Annotated in this window: 22 protein-coding genes; 14 read left to right on the top strand and 8 right to left on the bottom strand. The window is 46.2% G+C overall.

The window, feature by feature from the left end; translation table 11 throughout:
* The first annotated feature begins 135 nt into the window (after positions 1-135).
* Both M1L23_RS11755 and M1L23_RS11750 read left to right on the top strand, forming a co-directional pair.
* Positions 136-657: a hypothetical protein gene (locus tag M1L23_RS11755; protein WP_252627625.1), complete on the top strand. Its 522-nt coding sequence runs from the start codon at positions 136-138 to the stop codon at positions 655-657.
* A 92-nt stretch (positions 658-749) separates the two neighbouring features.
* On the top strand, positions 750-1727 hold the full coding sequence (locus tag M1L23_RS11750; RefSeq protein WP_252627623.1) for an alpha/beta hydrolase: 978 nt from the start codon (positions 750-752) through the stop codon (positions 1725-1727).
* Positions 1728-1747: 20 nt separating this feature from the next.
* On the opposite strand, the gene M1L23_RS11745 is transcribed toward M1L23_RS11750, so the two are convergent.
* Both M1L23_RS11745 and M1L23_RS11740 read right to left on the bottom strand, forming a co-directional pair.
* A complete protein-coding gene (locus M1L23_RS11745) occupies positions 1748-3061 on the bottom strand; it encodes a type II toxin-antitoxin system HipA family toxin (RefSeq protein WP_252627622.1) in 1314 nt (437 codons plus the stop codon).
* Positions 3055-3396, bottom strand: coding sequence for a helix-turn-helix transcriptional regulator (locus M1L23_RS11740; protein WP_252627621.1), 342 nt, complete (start codon positions 3394-3396; stop codon positions 3055-3057). Before M1L23_RS11740 ends, M1L23_RS11745 begins: the two co-directional genes overlap by 7 nt.
* A gap of 341 nt (positions 3397-3737) precedes the next feature.
* Between M1L23_RS11740 and M1L23_RS11735 the strand changes: the two genes are divergently transcribed.
* The 3 genes from M1L23_RS11735 (at position 3738) to M1L23_RS11725 (ending at position 4802) form a co-directional block, all read left to right on the top strand.
* The gene (locus tag M1L23_RS11735) at positions 3738-3977 is read left to right on the top strand and encodes a type II toxin-antitoxin system ParD family antitoxin (RefSeq protein WP_252627620.1); all 240 of its coding nucleotides are present in this window, start codon (positions 3738-3740) and stop codon (positions 3975-3977) included.
* Positions 3978-4163: 186 nt separating this feature from the next.
* Positions 4164-4460, top strand: coding sequence for a type II toxin-antitoxin system RelE/ParE family toxin (locus M1L23_RS11730; RefSeq protein ID WP_252627619.1), 297 nt, complete (start codon positions 4164-4166; stop codon positions 4458-4460).
* Between the two features lie 3 nt (positions 4461-4463).
* Positions 4464-4802 carry an addiction module antidote protein gene (locus tag M1L23_RS11725; RefSeq protein ID WP_252627618.1) on the top strand — a complete coding sequence of 113 codons (339 nt, stop codon included), beginning with the start codon at positions 4464-4466 and terminating at the stop codon, positions 4800-4802.
* A 13-nt stretch (positions 4803-4815) separates the two neighbouring features.
* On the opposite strand, the gene M1L23_RS11720 is transcribed toward M1L23_RS11725, so the two are convergent.
* Together M1L23_RS11720 and M1L23_RS11715 are read right to left on the bottom strand one after the other, a co-directional pair.
* Positions 4816-5832 (bottom strand): GGDEF domain-containing protein, encoded by a 1017-nt coding sequence (locus tag M1L23_RS11720; RefSeq protein ID WP_252627616.1) that lies wholly within the window; start codon positions 5830-5832, stop codon positions 4816-4818.
* Positions 5833-5865: 33 nt separating this feature from the next.
* Positions 5866-6021, bottom strand: coding sequence for a hypothetical protein (locus tag M1L23_RS11715; RefSeq protein ID WP_252627614.1), 156 nt, complete (start codon positions 6019-6021; stop codon positions 5866-5868).
* Positions 6022-6197: 176 nt separating this feature from the next.
* Between M1L23_RS11715 and M1L23_RS11710 the strand changes: the two genes are divergently transcribed.
* Both M1L23_RS11710 and M1L23_RS11705 read left to right on the top strand, forming a co-directional pair.
* Positions 6198-6470 (top strand): CopG family ribbon-helix-helix protein, encoded by a 273-nt coding sequence (locus tag M1L23_RS11710; protein WP_252627613.1) that lies wholly within the window; start codon positions 6198-6200, stop codon positions 6468-6470.
* Positions 6467-6748: a type II toxin-antitoxin system RelE/ParE family toxin gene (locus tag M1L23_RS11705; RefSeq protein ID WP_252627608.1), complete on the top strand. Its 282-nt coding sequence runs from the start codon at positions 6467-6469 to the stop codon at positions 6746-6748. The genes M1L23_RS11710 and M1L23_RS11705 overlap by 4 nt, the downstream gene beginning before the upstream one ends.
* A 147-nt stretch (positions 6749-6895) precedes the next feature.
* On the opposite strand, the gene fghA is transcribed toward M1L23_RS11705, so the two are convergent.
* Together fghA and M1L23_RS11695 are read right to left on the bottom strand one after the other, a co-directional pair.
* On the bottom strand, positions 6896-7735 hold the full coding sequence (gene fghA, locus M1L23_RS11700; RefSeq protein WP_252627607.1) for an S-formylglutathione hydrolase: 840 nt from the start codon (positions 7733-7735) through the stop codon (positions 6896-6898).
* Positions 7736-7793: 58 nt separating this feature from the next.
* A complete protein-coding gene (locus M1L23_RS11695; protein ID WP_252627606.1) occupies positions 7794-8924 on the bottom strand; it encodes an S-(hydroxymethyl)glutathione dehydrogenase/class III alcohol dehydrogenase in 1131 nt (376 codons plus the stop codon).
* Positions 8925-9068: 144 nt separating this feature from the next.
* On the opposite strand from M1L23_RS11695, the gene M1L23_RS11690 reads away from it, so the two are divergent.
* Both M1L23_RS11690 and M1L23_RS11685 read left to right on the top strand, forming a co-directional pair.
* Entirely contained in the window at positions 9069-9935 is an 867-nt protein-coding gene (locus tag M1L23_RS11690; RefSeq protein ID WP_252627604.1) for a LysR family transcriptional regulator, read from the top strand.
* A 106-nt stretch (positions 9936-10041) separates the two neighbouring features.
* Positions 10042-12546: a bifunctional diguanylate cyclase/phosphodiesterase gene (locus M1L23_RS11685; protein ID WP_252627602.1), complete on the top strand. Its 2505-nt coding sequence runs from the start codon at positions 10042-10044 to the stop codon at positions 12544-12546.
* Here the strand turns inward: M1L23_RS11685 and M1L23_RS11680 are convergent.
* Complete coding sequence (locus M1L23_RS11680; protein ID WP_252627600.1) at positions 12489-13802, bottom strand: serine hydrolase domain-containing protein; 1314 nt, start codon at positions 13800-13802, stop codon at positions 12489-12491. The two genes, M1L23_RS11685 and M1L23_RS11680, sit on opposite strands and share 58 nt — an antisense overlap.
* Positions 13803-13832: 30 nt before the next feature.
* Entirely contained in the window at positions 13833-14852 is a 1020-nt protein-coding gene (locus tag M1L23_RS11675) for a M28 family peptidase (RefSeq protein WP_252627598.1), read from the bottom strand.
* A gap of 82 nt (positions 14853-14934) precedes the next feature.
* Here M1L23_RS11675 and M1L23_RS11670 point away from each other — a divergent pair, with 82 nt between their 5' ends.
* The 5 genes from M1L23_RS11670 (at position 14935) to M1L23_RS11650 (ending at position 22420) form a co-directional block, all read left to right on the top strand.
* Positions 14935-15645: a VC0807 family protein gene (locus M1L23_RS11670; protein WP_252627596.1), complete on the top strand. Its 711-nt coding sequence runs from the start codon at positions 14935-14937 to the stop codon at positions 15643-15645.
* A 25-nt stretch (positions 15646-15670) separates the two neighbouring features.
* A complete protein-coding gene (locus M1L23_RS11665) occupies positions 15671-17029 on the top strand; it encodes a hypothetical protein (RefSeq protein WP_252627594.1) in 1359 nt (452 codons plus the stop codon).
* A gap of 41 nt (positions 17030-17070) precedes the next feature.
* Positions 17071-18432, top strand: coding sequence for a GntP family permease (locus M1L23_RS11660; protein WP_252627587.1), 1362 nt, complete (start codon positions 17071-17073; stop codon positions 18430-18432).
* A 79-nt stretch (positions 18433-18511) separates the two neighbouring features.
* Positions 18512-18973 (top strand): hypothetical protein, encoded by a 462-nt coding sequence (locus tag M1L23_RS11655; RefSeq protein WP_252627585.1) that lies wholly within the window; start codon positions 18512-18514, stop codon positions 18971-18973.
* A gap of 270 nt (positions 18974-19243) precedes the next feature.
* The gene (locus M1L23_RS11650) at positions 19244-22420 is read left to right on the top strand and encodes an amidohydrolase family protein (RefSeq protein WP_252627583.1); all 3177 of its coding nucleotides are present in this window, start codon (positions 19244-19246) and stop codon (positions 22418-22420) included.
* The last annotated feature ends 102 nt before the right edge of the window (positions 22421-22522 follow it).

Below are 22522 nucleotides of genomic sequence, written 5' to 3'. Positions count from 1 at the left end.
CAAGAGATTATGAGACGTTTGCAATGCAATATAACAAACGCCTTAACTCCGACAATGATTAGTTGTCATGGTTTTGGCAAACAACGCAAAAAGCCATGCCAACACATTGCGTGTTAGGCGGGCGTTAGATTTCATATGAAACGATTGCTGGATTACCTAGACGGACCTTATACACAAGTAATGGTCGACTTCACCAACTCTCAGTGGATGGTGGAAGCTGAGATCCCGACAGTGCCAGGGTGGTACTTTCTGTCAACTGATGCGCCAATGGAAGTGTTCCTCGAATGTCCGCTCTGGCAAGAAACATACATGCGCGCTAGAGACGGTGCCGAAGTTCCTGTAAAGAACTATGACATCTCAAAAAGAGCAGCAAGGTACGAAGCGGAGAGGCCCGTCTACTGGAATCTGGATCATGTATACTCTGGCTTAGCTTCATCGCTCAGGGCTCGTGCTCGCGAGCACACGTTTGCTGACCCGGGGACAGCGGGACTGGCTTTGGCACGATATCCGAAACTCCACAGATTCACCTGGAAATTCCACTATTTGGAATTGCGTAATTTTCCGATAGCCGATGAAGTTTCAGATTCGCTCATCCTCAAGCTGGGCGAGCAGGTATGGCGCACGAAATTCGGCTGGCCAATCTTGTGTGCAGCCTGAAATCTAACAATCGCAGGCACAGCGACGGCTTCTTCATTGCGGCTGCGCCTCCATTACAAAGCCGCCCGTGCTGCGGGCGTTAGGATTTCAAAATGAATTTCCGATCTATAACTTTAGTTCTGCTTTTTTTAACTGGTTCTGTGAATGCTCAGAGCGTAAGTACTTATACTACCAGCAGGCCTGATGGTTCCGATATTACTTATTATCTACTTCATAAATTAGATACATCGCCAAACAATACGTTATTGCTAATTCTTCAAGGCTCTGATTGCAACAGCGTATTACACATCGAATCAATATTTAAAGATTATAAGAATGTTTGGCCAGAAGCAGACGTTCTTCTAATAGAAAAATACGGTATTGATGGAGGGTTAAGCTTTAGCTCAGATGCTGAACGTAAAGATTGTCCAGCTAAATATATTCATAATGATAGCCCAGAGCAGCGAGTAGCGGATGTTAAAACGGTTCTTGATGTTGTACGTAAAGGTCGTAAATACCCTAACCTCATTGTACTTGGGGGGAGTGAGGGGGCTGTTATTGCTAATTTAGTTACCACAAGAATCGATGATATAAATGCAACGATTTCTTTCAATGGTGGTGGTCGCAAATTTATTGATGATGTTATACACAATATTAAGTCTGCATCTGTAAATAACGATGAAATAGAAGAGAGCATTAAGGGGTTTCGAGGTTTTTTAAATCATATTATCAATAGTAAACCATCTGAACTTGAAGTAAGTGGGCATGGTTACAATTGGTGGTATCAAATGCTAACTATTGACCAACTTGAAGTTCTTCAGGGAGTGAATACGCCGTTGCTTGTCATTCAGGGAGGAAGGGATTTATCTGTTTCACCTCAAAAAGTCGATGAAATGATGCGGGCACTTGTGAAAAAAGGAAAAGGCAATATTGAATACCGAACATACAAAGAACTTGATCATGGTTTCGTGAATATACACGGAGAAAGCAACCGTGAATTGGTTGTAAACGATATAAATGTTTGGTTAAATTCAAAGCTTAGAAACCCTAACAACTCAATGCAACCGACCGCTGAAGCGTCGGTTGATTGAGGCGTTAGATGCCACTTGCGCTAAATCTCCAGCTGTAAATTCCCCTCTACCTCTTTTATCAATAGCTCAGGAACGTTATTCTCAACGGCTAATCTATGCCAACGAGACACCTGTTCAATGGTGTTATCAATGGTTTCGTTAATATAGTTTCTTGTAAATAGCGGGCTAACTCGTTCTAGTGAATAAAAATCGACTCGCGTGAAATCATCGCGCTTGCCGTTTAAGGTCATCCAGTGGCTGTTCACCCATTTGCTGCCGGGTTTATAGCTATAGGCTAGGTCATAGGCGGGGGCTAGCTCCCATGTTTTATCGTTGAGTAAAAACGCGAAGTTTTTGGCATGGTCGTCATGGTTGCGGGCGATAATATTAAACGTCATGCGTTTGAATAATTGATGGGCGGCATTGGCAGGCAGTTTTAATTCACGCGCAATGCCAAAGAGTTCCGCATAAGAAAAAGCCCCTGGCTTTTTGTAATCTACATGGGCTATCCCGTTGAGCGTCTGTACATGGATTTTATGATTGCCGTCACGATCGAATCGCTGAGTAATAAAGTGCCTGCGGTCGCCATCGGGGAGTAGGTGGCAGGGCATCATGTGAATGCCGCAGTTTTGTGCCATAAGGTAGTACACATATTCCATGGCGCCAAAACCCAGCGGGTCCCCAAAGGTTTCTTGATGACTGCTGTGTTCAGTAACGCCGTCAAATTTCATCAGGTAATGGGTAAAGCCTGCTGGCACATTCACTTGGCCTGAGCGGATTTGGCTGAAGTCGTGGTTAAAGGCCAAAACCGCTTTGGGCCTAGCACCACCTGCGCTCATGCCTACAGACAGTAAAGACAGCATGGCTTCGCGGTCTTCTATTTCAGGCTGTATATCCACACTGAAGCTTTCTCGCGAGTCGAGAATATCTTGGGCTATGGCGAGCAGTGATTCGATTTCAACCTGCTGGCTTTGATTGAGGTTTTTGATTTGCGTTGGGGGCGAGTATTCGAGTGCGCCCATGCCGCGTTTGCCGGTGTACTGCAGGCGCTGCAATGGAGTAATGCTGCTCGGTGACTTACCTTGGCTGGCCACCCAAGCGTTTAACACCGCATTACCAAAATCGTCTGGCAAGGAGTCGGCAATCAATCCGGGCAAGCCTTTAAAAGTATTAAAATCCAGCTCAGGAAACGTATAAATGGTGTCAGCCAAAGGCATTTTGAGTGGCGATAACTCGATGCCTTGCTGAATAAAACGGGCATTGTATTCAAATGCGGCCATGCCTGTTGCGGTGTCGAAACTCACAGCACCTACTTGATGCTGCAAGTAGGAGACTTCTACCACTTCCATTACCATTCTGGCTCCTCCTCTTTAACAAGGCTTGTGGCGCGCCCAGAAGCTCGTTGGCGTACTTCACCTTTAAGCTTTGCCAGTTGAATGGGCGAGATAGGCTGGGGTGGAAGAAACAAATGCAGCTGCTCAGTTAGGTTCAGCACCATCATGATCGCAACAAACACCTCTAGCGTGGCCTTGCCTTTTTCGGCATTGATAACGGTTCGCCTGCTAATGCCCGCATGTTCAGCCACTTCAAGCTGGGTAAAGTTCTTATTTAGCCTGGCTTGCTTTAAACGCTCGCCTAACTTTTCTGCAAGCGCTAAAGGCGAGTTGAATTGGTTTTGGTTAGAGTGCATAAAATCAACCTTTGTGAGGTTTTATGTTGTCTGTGTGTAATATATAGCCCTTTGTAGTTTTTGTCTAACTTTGCGACTTGATGTTGTTAAGGTGCACTTTATTGCCCTTTAAATACGATTATTATAGTTAGTGTGCAATATTTTGCGCTTGTGCTTTGCGCCCCGTGTGATCACGAATTCAGCATCTAATAATGAATTAGGTGTGGCTGACACAACTAACACCGTGGTTACTAGAGTATAAGTATTGTTCTAACAAGTAAGGCCATAGTTAAATCTGAATTGAACAATGAGTATCGGAGTTGTGCCATTAAATACCAATTAATAGTATTCGAGGTGGTTTTATGTCAAAAAATACTAGCATGACACTTGGTAAACACTTTGATGATTTTATTGCCAATAAAATTAATGAGGGGCGCTATGCCTCTGCAAGTGAAATTGTACGTGCAGCTTTGAGAATGTTTGAAGACAACGAAAGAAAAATAGCCGTACTCAGGCAGTTGCTTGAAGAAGGCGAGAAAAGTGGTACGGCCGAGTACAGCTATGAAAGCTTGATGGATGAATTAGATAAAGAACTTGGTTAATGAGTACATTTACGCTTACAACCAAAGCGCGTAATTTGTGGGTATCGCTGGATACCCTACCTTTGCGACGGTAGCTAAAGTTTCAAAGCGTATGCTCAAGAATTAAGTATTAACGACCTGCGAATTTATTACCGAATATTGTTAACCACAGTTGACACAACCGTTTTAGTTAACTACAGTTCACATATGATTGAAATACGAACAACAGCAATCTTTTCTAAATGGTTTAGCTCACTTAAAGATCGCAGGGCAAAAGCAAGGATTCAAGCGCGAATCGATCGGGTTGAGATGGGGCACTTTGGAGACATAGAACCAGTAGGTGATGGTATAAGTGAGCTCCGCATTTTCTACGGACCAGGTTACCGTGTTTACTTTGTTCAGAAGGGTTCTGTTGTCGTAATTTTACTGTCAGGTGGCGATAAAAGCTCTCAACAAGCAGATATTGCTAAAGCCAAAGAAATTGCGAAGCAATTAGAGGTATAGGCTATGAATATTAAAACGAAACGTTGGGATTCAGCAGAGCATCTTAAATCACAGGAAGATATCCAACTTTATTTAGAAGCATGCATTGAAGAGGCGGGAGATGATCCTGCATTTATTGCTCATGCTTTGAGTGTTGTTGCTCGCGCGCAAAATATGAGTCAACTTGCGAGAGATACAGGGCTAACCCGAGAAGGACTGTATAAGGCATTATCACCGGAAGGTAACCCTAGCTTTGCGACGGTAGCTAAAGTTGCCAAAGCGCTTGGTCTACAGTTAAGCATTAAAGTACCCACGAATTCAGCATCTAATAATCAATTGGATGCGGCCAGCACAACCTGCTAGTACCTGCACGCCACTAGCTACTCATCGGCATCACTCGATTACGGCCTAGGTGCTTGGCTTGGTATAGCTGGCGATCGGCGGCTTCGATTAGATCGTTGCGGCGCGTATCTGGCTTCAATGCAGCAACCCCGAACGAAGCGGTTATTCCTGTGATACTACGGTTGGTACGGCGGTCGATAACGCTAATTTTTTCAAGTGCAACCCGAATATTTTCTGCCTGATGAATGGCTTCAGCTAGCGTGGCGCCATGCATGAGTATCGAAAACTCTTCACCGCCAAAACGAAAAGGTATCGCATTGGGTTTACACTTTTCCTGTAGCCGTTTTGCGATGGCTTTTAACACCCGATCGCCCATTTGGTGTCCGTAGTTATCGTTCACTTTTTTAAAGTGATCCACATCAATCATTATCAAACACGTGGGTTGCTCGGTATCTATCGCTTCGAGCTCACTATTTAGGTAACGCCGGTTGTAAAGCCCTGTTAGTGCATCGTAAAAGGCGTCTTTTTGGCTTTTATGGAGTTCTTCTTTTAATTTTGTGACTTCTTTTTCGGCGGCTTTTAACGCTGTGGCGAAGTCTAAGGTGGAATTCCGAATAAGCTGCGCTTCTTTTACCATGCTTCGAACCAGCTTCATCACTTCGCCCATCGACCAACCTTCTTTTTCTACCTTATCAAGGTGGCGCAGGTTCGTGTCCATAGACGTTTTAAAGCCTTCGGTATTATTTTGGGTGTCTAATACGGTTTGCGAGAGCTCGGTAACCATGGCTTCAACGCTTTGCCGAAGTTGCCAGGCTGTCAGCTCTTCTTTGTCGGCCACATGTTTGCGATACAGCTCTTTAGTATAGATATTGGAAAAAGGACGGCCTTCTTCTATGGCGCGTTCAATTTCTTCATGGAGCTCGCTATCTTGGTTTTCCACATAGGTGTACCAGAGCGCATAATTGGTGGGTATCGCTGGTATTTTGTGTTTAAGCAGTAAGGGTATAGTTTGCTTAAGTGTTTTAAATGACTGTTCCAATGAATTACTCATACTGCATTTATTTTCCGTTATGCTGTGAATCGCCTAGTGTTTAACAGCGGTTGCATTCCAATTAATGGCTTGCCAACGTCCGTCTCGATGAACGAACACGCCGGTATTATAAAATCGGTCAGTCACCATGCCTTCGGTAGCCGAGGTTAAGGTGAAGTTGACGATAACCACTTCGCCGAATACCTTCACTTCAATGTTTTCTGCGCCATACCATGTGGTTGTTTGTTCAGGCTTTTGAAAGAGCAGCTAGTTAAAGAGTGTCATTGGCGCACAAAAAAAGCAATCAGGCAGGCGTTAAATTGCTTGGCACACTTTCTTCAACTAGAATGTATTACACTGTAGTTTTTGAATTAAAGGGGTTAGCCATGAGTGTTACTACGGTCCGCCTTCAAACAGAAGTTGAGCAGCAGTTGGAAGCTATCGCTAGCAGCCTACATCGGAGTAAAAGTTGGGTGATCAACCAAGCCTTAACAGAATATATTGATAAGCAGAACCTTGAGCAAGAGCGCTGGAATCAAACACTAGGGGCAATGGAGTCTGCTGCCCAAGGCAAGGTGGTTGATGCCAGTGAGGTGCACAGTTGGCTGAATAGTTGGGGAACAGACAATGAACAAAATGCACCGAGGTCTGGTGAGTGAACTTGGTTTATACAGACGAGGCCATTGAAGATTTAAAACGTCTGCGAGAGTTCATAGCTGCACATAGCCCTCTTGTTGCAAGCAGAATAGCCACGGAATTGGTCGAAAAAATTAGCTTGTTGCCGGAGTTTCCCTTGATGGGGGTGCAGGTTAAATTAGCACCGGTACCAGACAGTATTCGCGACATGGTTTTTGGTAAATACGTTGTGCGCTATTCAGTGCATAGTAGTGTAATCATCATTCTTAGAGTATGGCATGAGCTTGAAAATGAGCGATAGATACTTAACAAGTTACTGCACCAGAGAATCAATTCGCTGAAAAGCGCTCCTACCCCCCACAATATTAAAACCCACACAAAAAAACGCCCGCTGAGGTTATCAGCGGGCGTTCAGGTCTTTCACTTACTTAATTTATAACTCAGTTACTTACTTCGCTAAATGCTCTGCATGGAAGCGTAAGTGTTCGTCGATGAAAGACGAAATAAAGTAGTAGCTGTGGTCGTAGCCTTCATGAATATTCAGCTCGAGCGGGTAGTTGCTTGCTTTGGCTGCTTGTTCAAGAACTTCAGGGGTTAGCTGTTCGGCGAGGAAGTTGTCAGCGCCACCTTGGTCTACTTTCACTGGTACAAAGGTAGTGGCTTTGCGCATTAGTTCACTGGCGTCGTACTGCTGCCAGGTTGCTTTGTCGCTGCCGAGGTAAGCGGTAAAGGCTTTTTGGCCCCAAGGAACGTTCACTGGGTTGGTAATTGGGCTAAAGGCCGACATTGACGTGTAACGATCTGGGTTGTGCATACCAATAACTAGTGCACCGTGGCCACCCATGGAGTGGCCGCTAATGGCACGTTTGTTCGACACAGGGAAGGTTGCTTCAATTAGCTCGGGCAACTCGTTCACAATGTAGTCGTACATTTGGTAATGGGTGTTCCACGGTGCTTGGGTAGCATTTACGTAGAAACCTGCACCTTTACCTAGGTCGTACCCTTCGTCGTCGGCAACATCGTCGCCACGTGGGCTGGTGTCGGGTGCCACAATGGCCATACCTAGTTCAGCAGCCATACGCATAGCGCCTGCTTTTTGCATAAAGTTCTCATCGGTACAGGTTAAACCTGAAAGCCAGTATAGAACGGGTACTTTTACGCCTTTGGCTACTTGCGGTGGCAAGTAGATAGCAAACTGCATATTACAGTTAAGCGTTTTTGAAGTATGGCTGTATTGCTTATGCCAGCCGCCAAATATTTTATTGGTACTTACATTTTCAATAGACATATAAACTCCTTAAAATGCTTCCCCGCACAGAGGCTGCGGGGAAACTGAGTGATTGCGTTTACTTATTAAAGTGAACGACTGAGCGAATGCTTTCGCCTTTTTTCATTAGTTCAAAAGCTTCGTTAATTTGCTCTAGCGGCATGGTGTGAGTAATAAAGTCGCTTAACTTAAACTCACCTGCTAGGTAACGCTCTACGTATTCTGGTAATTCTGTGCGGCCTTTTACGCCACCAAATGCAGAGCCACGCCATACACGGCCTGTTACTAACTGGAACGGGCGGGTTGAAATTTCTTGGCCAGCACCGGCAACACCAATGATGACAGACTCGCCCCAACCTTTGTGTGCACATTCTAATGCCGAGCGCATTAGTTTTACGTTACCCACACACTCAAACGAATAGTCTACACCGCCGTCGGTTAGTTCAACGATTACGTCTTGAATGGGCTTGTCGTAGTCGTTCGGGTTAATGCAGTCGGTTGCGCCTAGCTTTTTGGCGAGGTCGAACTTACTTTCGTTAATGTCGATAGCAATAATGCGGCTGGCTTTAGCCATGGTTGCACCAATAATGGCCGACAAACCAATACCACCTAAACCGAAGATGGCAACCGTTGAGCCTTCTTCAACTTTAGCCGTGTTGTTTACCGCACCAATACCTGTGGTTACGCCACAACCAAGCAAGCATACTTCTTCAAGAGGTGCTTCTTTGTTTACTTTGGCGAGTGATATTTCAGGTAATACTGTGTATTCAGAGAAGGTTGAGCAACCCATGTAATGGAAAATTGGCTCGCCGTCTTTATAGAAACGGGTGGTTCCGTCTGGCATTAAGCCTTTACCTTGGGTTTCACGAATTTTCTGACACAGGTTGGTTTTACCCGATAGGCAGTACTTACACTCGCCACATTCTGGGGTGTACAGTGGAATAACATGGTCGCCTACTTGAACGCTAGTAACACCTTCGCCTACCTGTTCAACAATACCACCACCTTCATGGCCAAGAATGGCTGGGAATACGCCTTCTGGATCATCGCCGGAAAGAGTGAAGGCGTCGGTGTGGCACACGCCTGAAGCGATAATTTTCACTAGCACTTCACCTTTACGCGGCAACATTACATCGACTTCTTCAATCGACAGTGGTTGGCCTGGGCCCCATGCAACAGCGGCTTTTGATTTAATAAATTTGTCAGACATAAGCGTCCTCTTTTTATGATGGGTAGACGTGAAATTGGTCAATACGCCTAGTGAATAGATAATTGATGAGTGAAGTATAGTACTTTCCTGTAATCGTGATAATGTACTTAAATTGCAAATCACTTTTACTAGGGTGTAACAATCATGCAGTGGGAAGGTATTACTGAATTTGTTTATGTGGCTGAGAATGAGAGCTTTACCCAAGCAGCGAAAAGAATCGGTATTTCTACAGCGCAAGTGAGCCGACAAGTAAGCGCGCTAGAAAAACGCTTAAGAATTCAACTGTTCTATCGTACCACAAGAAAAGTAACCCTAACGGAAGAAGGACGAATTTTTTATCAGCACTGCCGTAGTGTGCTTGATGGCCTAGATGCAGCGAAGCGAGCAATTACCAACTTACAAACCAAGCCGCAGGGTAAAATTAAAATGACTGCTCCGGTAGCTTTTGGCGAAAAACAGATTTTGCCGTTGGTAAGTAACTTTGCTCTGAAATATGGGGATGTTGAAGTTGACGCGTATTTAACTAACCGACAAATCGACTTAGTGGACGAAGGCTACGACTTAGCTATTCGTATTGGCAAGTTAAGCGACTCTACCATGATGGCCAAAAAACTAAGCAAGCGAACCAACTATGTGTGTGCTTCGCCAAAGTATGTAGACATCCACGGTATTCCTCATTCTATTTCTGAACTAACTAAACACAGCTGTTTACTTGGTACGCCAGATCATTGGCACTTTAGTAAGCAAGGCAAAGAAATTAGTGTACGGATGACGGGGCGGTTACGTTACAATAATGGTTATAGCCTCACCGACGCTGCCTTGAAAGGCCTAGGGATAGTGCAGTTACCGGATTACTATGTGGAGCCGTATTTAAAAAGTGGTGAGTTAATTAGTGTACTTGATCATAACCGAGCGCCCGACGAACGTATTTGGGCCATTTATCCACACAACCGCCATTTGTCGCCGAAAGTAAGGTTGCTGGTTGATTACTTAGCCGAGCAGCTGGTTTAGTGCTATTTATAGGCAGCTGTCTTCATTTCACGTCATCTGCCCCTAATCATTTGTATTAATTGTTGAGCATGGTAATTTACTAACATTACTCAATGTTAGGATGTCTATGAGTTTTCTTCCTTTTATTACTACTGCTCACAATTTAAGCCAAGCCTACCAAGGGCAACATGTGCCTTGGTTAGTGGCATTGTCGCTTGCTATGGCTATTTTGGCGGCATTTGCCAGTATGTTCCATACCGACATTATGCGGGTAGCCCGCACTCCATTACAGCGTAATCTTTGGCACCTAAGTGGTGCAGTGGCTATGGGCTTGGGTATTTGGGCCATGCACTTTATTGGCATGGTGAGCTTTCGTATTGAGGTGCCGGTTTACTATTCACCAGTGCTAACGGCAGTTTCAGTTATTCCCGCTATTTTGGCTGGTTGGGTAACCCTAGCAATTTTATATCGAGAGTCGCGTACTTGGGGAGCCATTGTAGCGGGTGGCGTACTTATGGGGGCTGGTATAGGCACCATGCATTATACGGGCATGGCGGCCATGCAAACGGTTGCAGAAATGCGTTATTTACCTAGTTGGTTTGCGGCGTCCATAGGTATTGCCGTGCTTATGGCCATGTTGGCGTTAGCGGTACGTTCCATGCTTGAGCCTTATATTGGTAATCGCCAATTACGTATTACCTTAAGTGCAGTGATTATGGGGCTTGCCGTTGCAAGTATGCATTACAGCGCCATGCACGCAACGGTGTTTTTCCCTACCGAAATGGATGTGCATACGGTGTTTTTGGGTGCCAATACGAATGAACTGATAACCAGTACGCTTATTGTGGCTATGTTTATAGTAGTAATTAGCACACTAGTGGTAGTGCTTATTGGTAAGCAGCGGCGCTTACAAATAACCGCCGATGAACGCGGGCAAGAGGTGCAAGCATTAACCGACCGCTTGCGTAATGTGGCGGCACGGGTGCCGGGCATGGTGTACCAACTGCACCGAGATAAAACTGGGGTGTTAACCTTCAATTATATTAGCAGTGCCTCGCAGCAGTTATTTAATGTAAGCCCCGAAGAAGCCATTGCCAACCCAAGCAAAATTTTACAGCTGGTACCGGCTCACGAGCGATTAAGCATTATTGAAAGTTTGACACAAAGTGCGCACAACCTGACACCGTGGCAGCATGAATTTCCGGTGGAAGCAGTGCCAGGCACATTAACTTGGTTAGCGGCCACTTCGCATGTGCAAACCGAAGATAATGGTGCAGTAAGCTGGAGTGGCTTTATTAGCGACATTACCGAGAAAAAGAAAAGCGAAGAAACGATTCACAAGCTGGCCTTTTATGACTCGCTAACCCATTTGCCGAATCGCCGTTATGTACTACGCGACTTAGCCAAGCGTTTATCGAACATATTAACCAGCGAAAGCCGGCTACTGGTATGGAGTATAAACCTAGATAACTTTAAGCGAATAAACGACGTGCATGGCCAAGATCAGGGTAATGCATTGTTAAAAGCTACGGCTAAGCGTATTCAACGTTGTCTGGCGGATAACATGTTATTGGCTCGGTTAACCGCCGATGAATTTATTGTGGTGCATGAGTGTAAATCGGAAAAGACAGTTGAAGAACTAGCTGAAAGTGTGTCGGTATGTTTATTAAAAGCGCTGGCACAACCTTATGAGCTACCGCGACTGCGGCACCAAAGTACAGCCAGTGTTGGAGTGGTAATAGCTGACTTTGGGCATTTGTCGAGTGACGAGCTACTGCGCTGTGCCGACCTTGCAGTTGCTCACGCTAAACGCCAAGGCGGCAATCAGTGGGTATTTTACCATGAAGACATTGAGCGCGATGTAAGCGCTCGTTTTGCCACGGAAACAGACTTGCGTGAGGCCGTGGGTACCGACCAGTTTCAGCTATATTATCAACTTCAAGTGGACAGCTTAGGTAATTATATTGGCGCAGAAGCATTGTTGCGCTGGCATCACCCAACTCGTGGGTTAGTTTCGCCAGTAGAGTTTATTCCAATTGCAGAAGAAAGTGGTTTAATTGTACCCATAGGTGAGTGGGTACTTACCACTGCTTGCCAGCAACTAGCAAAATGGCAACAACATGAAGAAACGAAAGACTTAACACTGTCGGTGAACGTAAGTGCGCGGCAATTCTACCAGCATAATTTTATCGACTTAGTGCTGGGCGAAATTAAAGCAGCCGGAATTGTGGCGTCGCGGTTAATGCTTGAGCTAACGGAAAGCTTAGTACTAGAAGACATGGATGCAGTAGTGCAGCAAATGCACCAACTAAAAAAGCATGGGGTACAATTTAGTATGGACGACTTTGGCACCGGCTATTCGTCGTTGTCTTATTTGTCGAGCTTACCCTTTGACGAAGTAAAAATAGATCAAGCCTTTATTCGTCGAGCGGCTTCACCAGAGCATGTACGCGACTGGACCATTGTTGAAGCGATTATTGGGATCACCAAAAAACTTGGTATGGACGTAATTGCCGAAGGGGTGGAGACACCTTCACAGCAAGAGCGTTTAGAAGCCAGTGGCTGTTTACGGTATCAAGGATACCTATTCAGCAAACCGTCGCCAATTACTGAATTGCCGTTACCTAGATAACTATTACCCCAAGAACTTGGCAGGCTAGGTTGGTGGTCTTCTTTTATGGGTGTTGTAAGCTCTTCTCGGGCTCGGCTGGCGTGGTAATAAGGCACCCATTGTTCGCGTTGCATACGAGGTAAAATGTCGGCCCAGAACGATGTGCTAATTTCACTTATAACATTACTTTCAGCATTTAAAAGCACAATTAAGCCAATTTCATGCTCTGGTGAATAGGCGATGTCGGCCCGAAAGCCACTTACCCAACCACCGTGGTACACCAATGAATGTTCGCCTAAGTCGTATAAACGCCAACCTAACCCGTAATGGGCATTGGTTAAATGCTGGCGCCAACTTCGGCGGCGTAAGTCGCGGCTGGTGCGAACACGGGGCTGACGAATGTCGGCAAGTACTTCATCGGGCATAACGTCGCTGCGGTAGCCAAGTTGGGCAATAAGCCACTGGGCAAGGTCGCGGGCGGTGGTATTTACGCCAGCAGCAGCGGGAAAATGGTAATAGTGCGAGGTAACTTGGCGCTCGAACCAGCGGTTACTACCACGAACGTGGGGCATGGCTTTATTTTCACTGGCTTGATAGCCCTCAATGCCTACCGACGAATGTGTCATACCGAGGGGATCAAATACGTACTGGCTGAGCAACTCAGGGTAAGTACGACCGGTAGACTGTTCTAAAACGTTTTCAATAAAGTTAAATAACACGTTTTGATAACCGTAGCATTCGCCTGGATCGCACAACGGGTTCAGCCGTTGGAAATAAGGCACAATTTGTTCTGAGCTATAGTTCGCTTCAATTAAATTATCGTAGGCGTTAGGCACAATACCCACCGAGTGGGTAAGCAAATGCTGTACTTGCACTTTATTACTGTATTCAGGATTAGCGAAAGTAAACTCAGGCACATATTGGGTAAGCGGATCAGTCCAATTAAAACGCTGATCGTACTCTAAGCGGGCAGCGAGGCCGGCAGCAAAGGTTTTCGATACGGAAGCTATACGAAACACGGTGTCGGCAGTAACCGGCTCAGGCGACGACATAGAGCGCACACCAAAGGTGTGAATATGCTGAATTTGGTCACCTTTAATTATAGCAAATACCCCACCCGGTACATTGTCGCTTTTTAGGCGCTCTTCAAAGAACTGGGTAAACTCAGGGTATAACGGTACTGGGCTTTCCACATGCACATGTTCTGCAGCGTTAAGAAGGCCGCCGCACATGCATGCGGTAATAACACTAAGGCTGGCTAATCGTCGTTTTATCATTCAGTTTCTTTTATTGTTATGTTCACGACATTATTTTTCAGCGAGCACTTGGTCCACGAGCAATAACAAGCTTAGGCTAGTTTCTGCTGCTGCGCGATAAAAATCTACGTCGACTCGATCAGCTGTGTCCGTTGGCTGATGATAGTCGGGATGGTCGGCCACGCCAAAATAAATAAATGGAATGCCCTGTTGGTGGAAAGGACCATGGTCGGAAGAATTGGTCCAGTCGGGCGTGTAACCGGCTTTATATTTGGGTTTGTCGTGCGCCATAATTAACTTAACCCCGCTTTCCTGCTGTACCCGACGAATAAGAGGAGCAAGCCAAGGTGAATGATAAGTACCAACCGCAAACAGAGTTTGGTTGGTGTCGCGACTAATCATGTCCAGGTTCAAATTAAAGGCAAGTGTGTTCGGGTCGAGAAATTCAGTTGAAAACAACGCCCGCGAACCCCTCAGACCACGTTCCTCGTGATCTAATGCCATAATGGCGATGGGGTGTTTGTTTGGATATTCCATCAAGTAGCGAGCAATTTCAAGAATAGCCGCTGTACCTGAAGCATTGTCGTCGGCACCATGGTAAATTTGCCCGTTATGCACCCCAAGGTGGTCGTAATGCGCTGAAAGTACGATGGTTTTAAGTGGCTTTCCTTTTTTTAGCTCGGTACCGGGAATAATGCCAATAATATTCGCCGTTAGCTCTGTACTTGGCGTGTTAAATGGGTGTAAATAGCCATCGCTCCCACCTGGTTGTAAGCCAAGCTCTTCAAATCGTTGAATAATATACTCACGGGTGGCTAAACCACCGGCGGAACCAGCCAGCCGGCCTTCGCGCTCAGGGGCAGCTAGCCAGTTAACATCGGCCATAAGGCGTTCAATACTAAGGCGTGCCGGAATAACTGCAGCTACCTCGGTTGGCGTAATAGCCACAATACGTTCTGCTTCTTTTACCGTAAGGTGATTAAGGTAGGCAAGGCGGCCAGGCCATGCAATAAGTACGGCTAAAACAACAAAAGCAAGCCAAAAGGGCCAAAAACGACGAAACCAAGCCATGATGTGTCTCTTTTACAGGGGTAAAGATGGCATAATACCTTGTTTTAGCAACGATGAAAAATACTTGGAGTAATCTAGCCTAATGACTGATCAGCAAGCCAAAATACCTAAGCAGCCCGGTTTATTTGTTGAGCTACTGTTCAATATAATCATTCCCTCAATAATTTTAATGAAACTGAGCGGCAAAACCACCTTAGGCCCTATGTTTGGTTTAATAGTAGCGCTATTGTTTCCACTGGGTTACGGCCTATGGGACTTATACCGCCGCCGTAAAGTGAATATGTTTTCTCTGTTAGGTTTAGTTAGTGTGTTATTAACAGGTGGTATTGGCTTATTACAGCTCGATCCAAAATATATCGCAATAAAAGAAGCCGCTATTCCTGCCTTAATTGGAATGGTGGTGTGGGTAAGCCAGTACACGCGATTTCCATTGGTACAAACATTATTATTGAACCCGAAAATAATGGATGTAAAGAAACTGGAAAATAAGCTGGCCGAGGTTGCACAAACAGCGGCATTTAAGAACACTTTGCGCCATGCGGGAATAGGGGCCAGCGGTTCGTTTTTCTTGTCGGCCACGCTGAATTACATTTTGGCCCGCATGATCGTAGTAAGCCCAGCTGGAACCGAGGCCTTTAATCAGGAAATAGGGCGTATGACAGCTTTAAGTTTTCCTGTCATAGTGTTGCCTACAATGATTGTACTTTTAGCTTCTATTTTTTATTTATTCTGGCAAATTAAGCGTTTAACTGGCGAGTCCATTGAATTTTTTATTCGCGATGAACGTGAATAGTACGCAAGTATATTAGGAGCTTTCGTTGCTGCATGTTGACCTAAAAGACAGCTTTCACTTACGCATTACCCGTGAACTAGGTGACTTTCCCGAACATACGTTCGATGCTTGCCTGTTTGTGCCGGGCGAACTTGCGTTAACGCCGGAAGTGTTAGAAGAGAAAGTTTTCTATCAGCAAGGTGTTCAAATTCACCGTACGTACCAAAGTACGGCCACCCTTGAGCCTTTGGTACGTAGCCGGCTTATTCGACGCATGAGCCGCGAGCGTGGCCGGCCCGATCCGCAATACCGCCTTAGCTTAAGTTTGTATGGTTTCCAATATGTAACTGCTATGGAACAAGCCGTGCATAAAATATTACAGGGCGACAGTGAAAACCTTCGTGAAGAACTAGGTGAGCTAATTGAGCTAAGCAGCACTATTCTTGGCCGTTTGCGCCGTAACCGACCAGACGACGGCACCTTAGCCTTATATTTTACCAATATAGACAACTACGTGTCGTGGCTAACCGAGCAACAATTTTTAAAGTTAGCCGCCGAACTAGAATTTCAAGATAAAGAAAGTGACTTGAAAGAGTTGCTTATGCGTATTGCTCAGCGTGAGTCGAAGTACCGCGATGAATTAAAGTATAACTCGGCTCGAGTGAGCCAAGACAGTATTCGTCTGTCGAATAAAATGCGTTTATTACGCCGTTTAATTGAGCACCCTGTGTCGATGCGCCGAGTAGGTATGGAGCTTGGTGAGCGCGAGCAAAAATTGGTGCGTGCAGGTGTAACGGCGGTAATTATGTCGGGAGTGTCGTTTTTAGTGCTACGTACCAGAGACGTGCTAGGCGACATTACCGCCATATTCTTACTTGCCTTGGCACTGTTATATGCTATACGAGAGCTATTCCGCGAAGACTTGCAAAAAAAGCTGTGGAACTGGTTACGTAAGGGCCGGCCTAAGTGGCGCTATCAATTTATTGACGTGAACTCAGAGCAAACCGTGGGCACCGCACTTGAATGGTTCGACTATAAAAAGTACGAAGACTTGCCCGAGAACATACGGAATGCGCGCCATAGTAGTGCTCAGCAGCGCGAAGAAACCGTGGTTAGGTTTCGCAGCTATTCAAAAATGCTACCCGCCCGATTTTTAAGTGGTTATGCGGGCACGCGGGAAACCTTAACCTTCGACTTGTCGCTGTTGCAGCCACTAATGAACCAAAGTACTTACCCGCTGTATAGCCAAGAAGACGGCCAAGTATTAAGAGAAGACGTTGAGCGCCGCTACGTATTTAACCTGATTACCAGTGAGCGTGTAGGCGAGAAAAAAGAAACAATAGAGCGTTGGAAAATTACTATGAATTACTCGCGCATTATAAGCGTGGAGAAAAGCGAGATATAAAAACAATAAGAGCATAACAATAACTAAAAAAGGGAATAACCATGATAGGAAATTTGGGTCTTTTAGCCGGGTTAGTATTGCTTATTATGCTGGCCCTAAGAGGTTGGAATATTCTGTTTGCGGTGTTGGTGTCGGTGTTCGTAATTGGCATGACCAATTCGATGACCTTAGCTGACGTATTCCTGAAACACTTTCCATTTGGGCCCTCGGGGGCCTTTTCTTTTGCCGGTAATTTTTTAATGCTGTTTTTATGGGGTGCTGTGTTTGGCCGCATGATGGCCGCTAGCCAAGCTGCGCACAGTGTCGCTACCGCTATTACTCAGTGGTTAGGCGCCAAGCGTGCTTTACTTATTGCCATGTTAGTGTGCGCACTACTAACTTACGGTGGTGTGGTGGTGTTTGTGGTTATTTTCACCATGTACCCCATTGGCGTAACCCTTATGCGCGAAGCCAATATTCCCCGCCGCTTATATGCCGCCGCCATTGCCTTAGGTGCGGGAACTTTTACCATGACCGCCATGCCAGGTACGCCTTCCATTCATAACGTAATTGCCGCCCGTGCACTTGGCACCGACCTATTTGCCGGTGGTTGGTATGGCGTATTTGCCAGTGCAATTATGGCCGTGCTAGGTATGTGGTATTTAGAGCGTCGCTGGCGCACAGCCACCAATGCAGGCGAAGGTTACGTGGCCACTGAGCAAGACGAAAAAATGCACCAGTTAGCCATGGCGCGCGGGCATGAAAGCCCAGCCTGGCAGCTGGCCATACTGCCAATGATTATTGTATTAGCGATAATTGTGTTGCCGCGGTTGTTGCAGATGGTTGGCCAGAGCGCCGATTGGATAACCTTTGGCTTAACCCAGCCAATTTTATGGGCCAGCTTTGCCTTATTAATGGGCGCCATAAGCTGCTTTGTGTTGTTTAAACCGTTACGTAGCCGTTTTTCAGACGCCATATGCGAGGGGGTGAACGACTCTATTTTACCCCTTATAAACACCGCGGCGGTAATCGGCTTTGGTGGCGTAGTGATTCAAACTACAGGCTTTCATGACTTTGCCGCCTGGCTCTTAGCCTTACCCATGCCGCCATTACTTTCAGTATTTGTGTCGGCCAACCTAATTTCTGGCGTTACCGCTTCGGCCTCAGGCGGCTTACAAATATTTATGTCGAGCTTAGCCCCGGCTTATTTAGAAGCCGGCGTAAGCCCAGAGTTGCTGCACCGTTTAGCCAACCTTGCCGCCGGCGGGCTTGATTCATTACCCCATTCAGGTGCCGTAATCGCCCTGTTTACCTTAATGGGCTTAAAGCACAAAGAAGCCTACCGCGACGTGTTTATGGTTACCGTACTGTTTCCCATGGTGGCAGCATTAGCGGTAGTTATGGTGGCATTGGTGTTGGGTTAACGTTGGGTGCTAAATGCATGAAATGAAAGAATCTGCCCAATTATGTTTATCGTTAATCAGTAATTGAAGGAGCAATAAAATGGACAAGAAAGCTGTAGGAATGCTACTAGGGGTGGCTGGTGTAATTTTGTGGTTTATGCCTTTTTTATCCGTAAAAATGGGCGGTTATAACAACATGTTTCATGGTTTACAGCTACATCAGGCTGGGCACCATATTGGCGGCATTGCCTACCTGTTAATAATAAGCTCGGCTATTTATGCAGTAAGCGCATGGCTGCTAAACAAACAAATTTCAATTGTTGCGGCTGTTGTTACTTTAGGTATATCTGCTTGGCTTGTGATTCAAGTAGGCTCGAGTGTAGCTTGGGGTTTGATAAGTTTAGTTGCTGTTGCCATTGCAAGCTTAATTCTTGCTTTGACAATGGATAAACATGAAAGGCTAGATGAGGGCAAACATTATAGAGCATTCAGCCCAAGCCCTGCGAATACGAATAGACAACCTGTAATAACACAGTCGATGTTAACCTTTGAGTGTGATTGATATTCACCCCGCCACGGTGGCTTAGGCCAATTTTAACTTTTTCCTCAGCGCCGAAGGGTATGGCCAAAGTATGCCAGTTGCCGACAACAATACGGAAAGTGGTCGGCAGTTAAACCGTCGTGTAGAACTGCGTATTATCCCTAACACAAACTGGTTTTTTGTTAACTCCTCTTTTATTGGTCGTGTGTTCAGAACGTTTGACCGTAGTGCACTAGACTTACTCTAGCAACTGCTTTAAAACAAAATCATAACTAATAATTGGGGAACTCCATGAAGTCACTAACTACTATGTTGCCGGCGCTGGGTTTAGCGGCGTTGGTAGCAGCTATGCCTAACTATGTGCAAGCTGCAGAAAGCTGGTCGGTTGCCGAACCACAAGGCGAACTTAAGTCAGTTCAAATTCAAACCACTGAAGGCACTTGGATGAGCGTGGACATTAGTCCTGACGGTCGCCATGTGGTGTTCGACATGCTGGGCGATATTTACCGTATGCCAGCGGCAGGTGGTAAAGCAGAGCTGTTGCGTGGCGGTATAGGCTGGCACATGCAGCCCTCCTTTAGCCCTGACGGTGAATACATTGCTTACACTTCAGACGAGGGTGGCGGTGACAACATTTGGGTAATGAAATCCGACGGTAGCGACGCGTACCAAGTAACGAAAGAAAGTTTCCGTTTATTAAACAGCCCAGCCTGGAGCCCAGACGGTAATTATATTGTTGCCCGTAAGCATTTTACCGCGCGCCGTTCATTGGGTGCCGGTGAAATTTGGATGTACCATCGCACGGGTGGCCAAGGGGTAATGTTAACTGCCCGGCCGAATGATCAAAAAGACTTAGGCGAGCCGGCGTTTTCTCCAGACGGCCGTTATGTGTATTACTCGCAAGACAGTACCCCAGGCCCTATTTTTGAATACAGTAAAGACTCGGAAAGCGGCATTTATACCATTAAGCGCTATGAGCTAGAAACCGGCGAGATTGAAACGGTACTTTCGGGCCATGGTGGTGCGATTCGCCCAGTTCCTTCCCCAGACGGCAGGCTGCTTGCTTATGTTTCGCGTGACGACTTCCAAAGCAAGTTATATGTATATGACCTAGCAACCGGTGAACACAAAGAAGTGTACGCTAACTTGTCGCGCGACATGCAGGAAACCTGGGCCATTCACGGTGTTTACCCAGCCATGGGCTGGAGCAAAGACAGCAAAGACATTGTGTTTTATGCTAATGGCGGTATACATCGGGTAAATGTGAACAACCAACAGGTTGCGGCTATTCCGTTTGAAGTAACAACCACCAAGGAAGTTCAGCACACCTTGCGTTTTCAACAGCCGATTGAAGCAGGTAGTTTCGACGTGCGTATGTTGCGTAACGTACAGGTGGCACCAGATGGCAGCCAAGTTATTTATGAAGCGCTTGGGCATTTATATAGCCGCGCCTTGCCTAATGGCACGCCAAAAAGACTAACCAATAGAACCGATCGGTTTGAACAGTTTCCTGCGTTTTCACGCGACGGTCGCTATTTGGTGTACACCACCTGGCACGACCAAGAACAAGGTCAAGTTATTGTGCGTGACTTGAAGCGTAATTCAGAGCGGGTACTGCCAACAGGAAAAGGCAAGTTTGTTGAGCCTGTGTTTGCGCCAAATGGCGAATCAGTGGTGTATCGGAAAATTAGCGGTGGCTACTTAACCGACCCATTACATGGTTTAAATGCGGGCTTGTATCACTTAGCGCTAAATGCGACCCAGCCTGAATTTATTACTAAACATGGTTCACAGCCACACTTTGGAGCACGTAACGACCGTGTATATGTGCAAGGCCGTAGTAGCACTGGACCAACATTAGAAAGTGTTGATTTAACAGACAATAGTAGCCGGACTCTATATACCTCAAGCCATGCTACTGAATACCGAGTGTCGCCGAACGGTGAATTTTTGGCCTTTGCTGAACGCTTTCGTGTTCATGTAACGCCATTTGTAGAGCGCGGCCAGCCGATTAGTATTAGCCCTACGGATCGCCAGTTTCCAGTTGAGCAGCTGTCGAAGCGGGCAGGCGATAATATTTCCTGGACCAACGATAGCTCGCGCTTATATTGGTCGCTAGGTCCGGAGCTTTACTCGGCGTCGTTAGCGGGTATGTTCGACATTGGTGCCGGCAAAGTTGAGTTGGTGGCCGACGGTACTAACATTAGCTTTAGCCAAAATGCTTATGTGCCAGAGCAAACTGTTGCCTTTGTGGGCGGTAAAGTGCTGACCATGAATGGTGAAGAAATTATCGACAACGGCGTAGTGGTGGTGGAAGGTAATAAAATTGTCGCCGTAGGTGAGCGCGGCACAGTACGCGTACCAAGGAATGCACGAGTGATAGACACCACAGGCAAAACCATTATGCCTGGCTTGGTTGACACTCATGCCCATGGTGCGCAAGGCGAGCAGCAAATTATTCCCCAGCAAAACTGGGTAATGTATGCTGGGTTAACTTTTGGTGTAACCACGATTCACGACCCGTCGAATAATACCGGGCAAATATTCACCGCCAGCGAAATGCAGCGTGCTGGTACCATTGTAGGGCCGCGTATATTTTCTACCGGTACTATTTTATATGGTGCTAATGGGCCAGGTTATACCGCCCATGTGGATAGCTTAGACGATGCTTTATTCCACTTAGAACGCATGAAAAAAGTAGGCGCGTTTTCAGTGAAAAGCTACAACCAACCACGTCGTGAACAGCGTCAGCAAATTATTCAAGCGGCTCGCGAACTCGACATGATGGTAGTGCCAGAAGGTGGTTCGTTGGTTCACCACAACTTAAGTATGATTGTTGATGGCCATACGACGATTGAACACTCTATTCCGGTGGCGAATATATACAGCGACGTGAAACAGCTATGGAGCCAAACGGAAACGGCCTACACACCAACTTTAGTAGTAGGGTTTGGTGGTATTTGGGGCGAAAACTATTGGTATGCACATACCAATGTGTGGGAGCACCCAAAACTGTCGCGCTTTGTACCTAAACATATACTACAACCACGTTCGGTGCGTCGTGAAATAGCCCCAGAACACCATTACAACCACTTCAATATTGCCCGTGGTGGTAAAGAGCTACAAGATGTTGGGGTAATGGTAACCACAGGTGCCCACGGGCAGCGTGAAGGTTTAGGCCAACACTGGGAGCTTTGGATGATGGCACAAGGCGGCATGACCCCTATGCAGGCGCTGCGTACCGCAACCATAGACGGCGCGCGCAATTTAGGCATGGACCATGCCATTGGTTCACTTGAAGTGGGTAAGCTGGCCGACATTATTGTGATAGACGGTGATGTGGTGAACGACATACGTAGTTCAGAGAAAGTAACCCATACCATGGTAAACGGTCGTTTATTCGATGCCGACACCATGAATGAAATGGGGCGTCGAGCGCAAGCGCGTCAGCCGTTCTATTTTGAGTAGTAACTTGGCTTTAAGTGTATAAAGCTTTTAAAGGCCAACCTTCGGGTTGGCCTTTTTGCTATTTAAGTGCTGATTTTGTAGTCTTGACATACACTATTGGTT

Origin of the sequence: Aliidiomarina quisquiliarum, from assembly GCF_023922585.1 — a bacterium.
GTDB classification, from domain to species: domain Bacteria; phylum Pseudomonadota; class Gammaproteobacteria; order Enterobacterales; family Alteromonadaceae; genus Aliidiomarina; species Aliidiomarina quisquiliarum.
The sequence above is the reverse complement of the archived record's forward strand: the minus strand, read 5'-3'. Positions and strand labels throughout refer to the sequence as shown.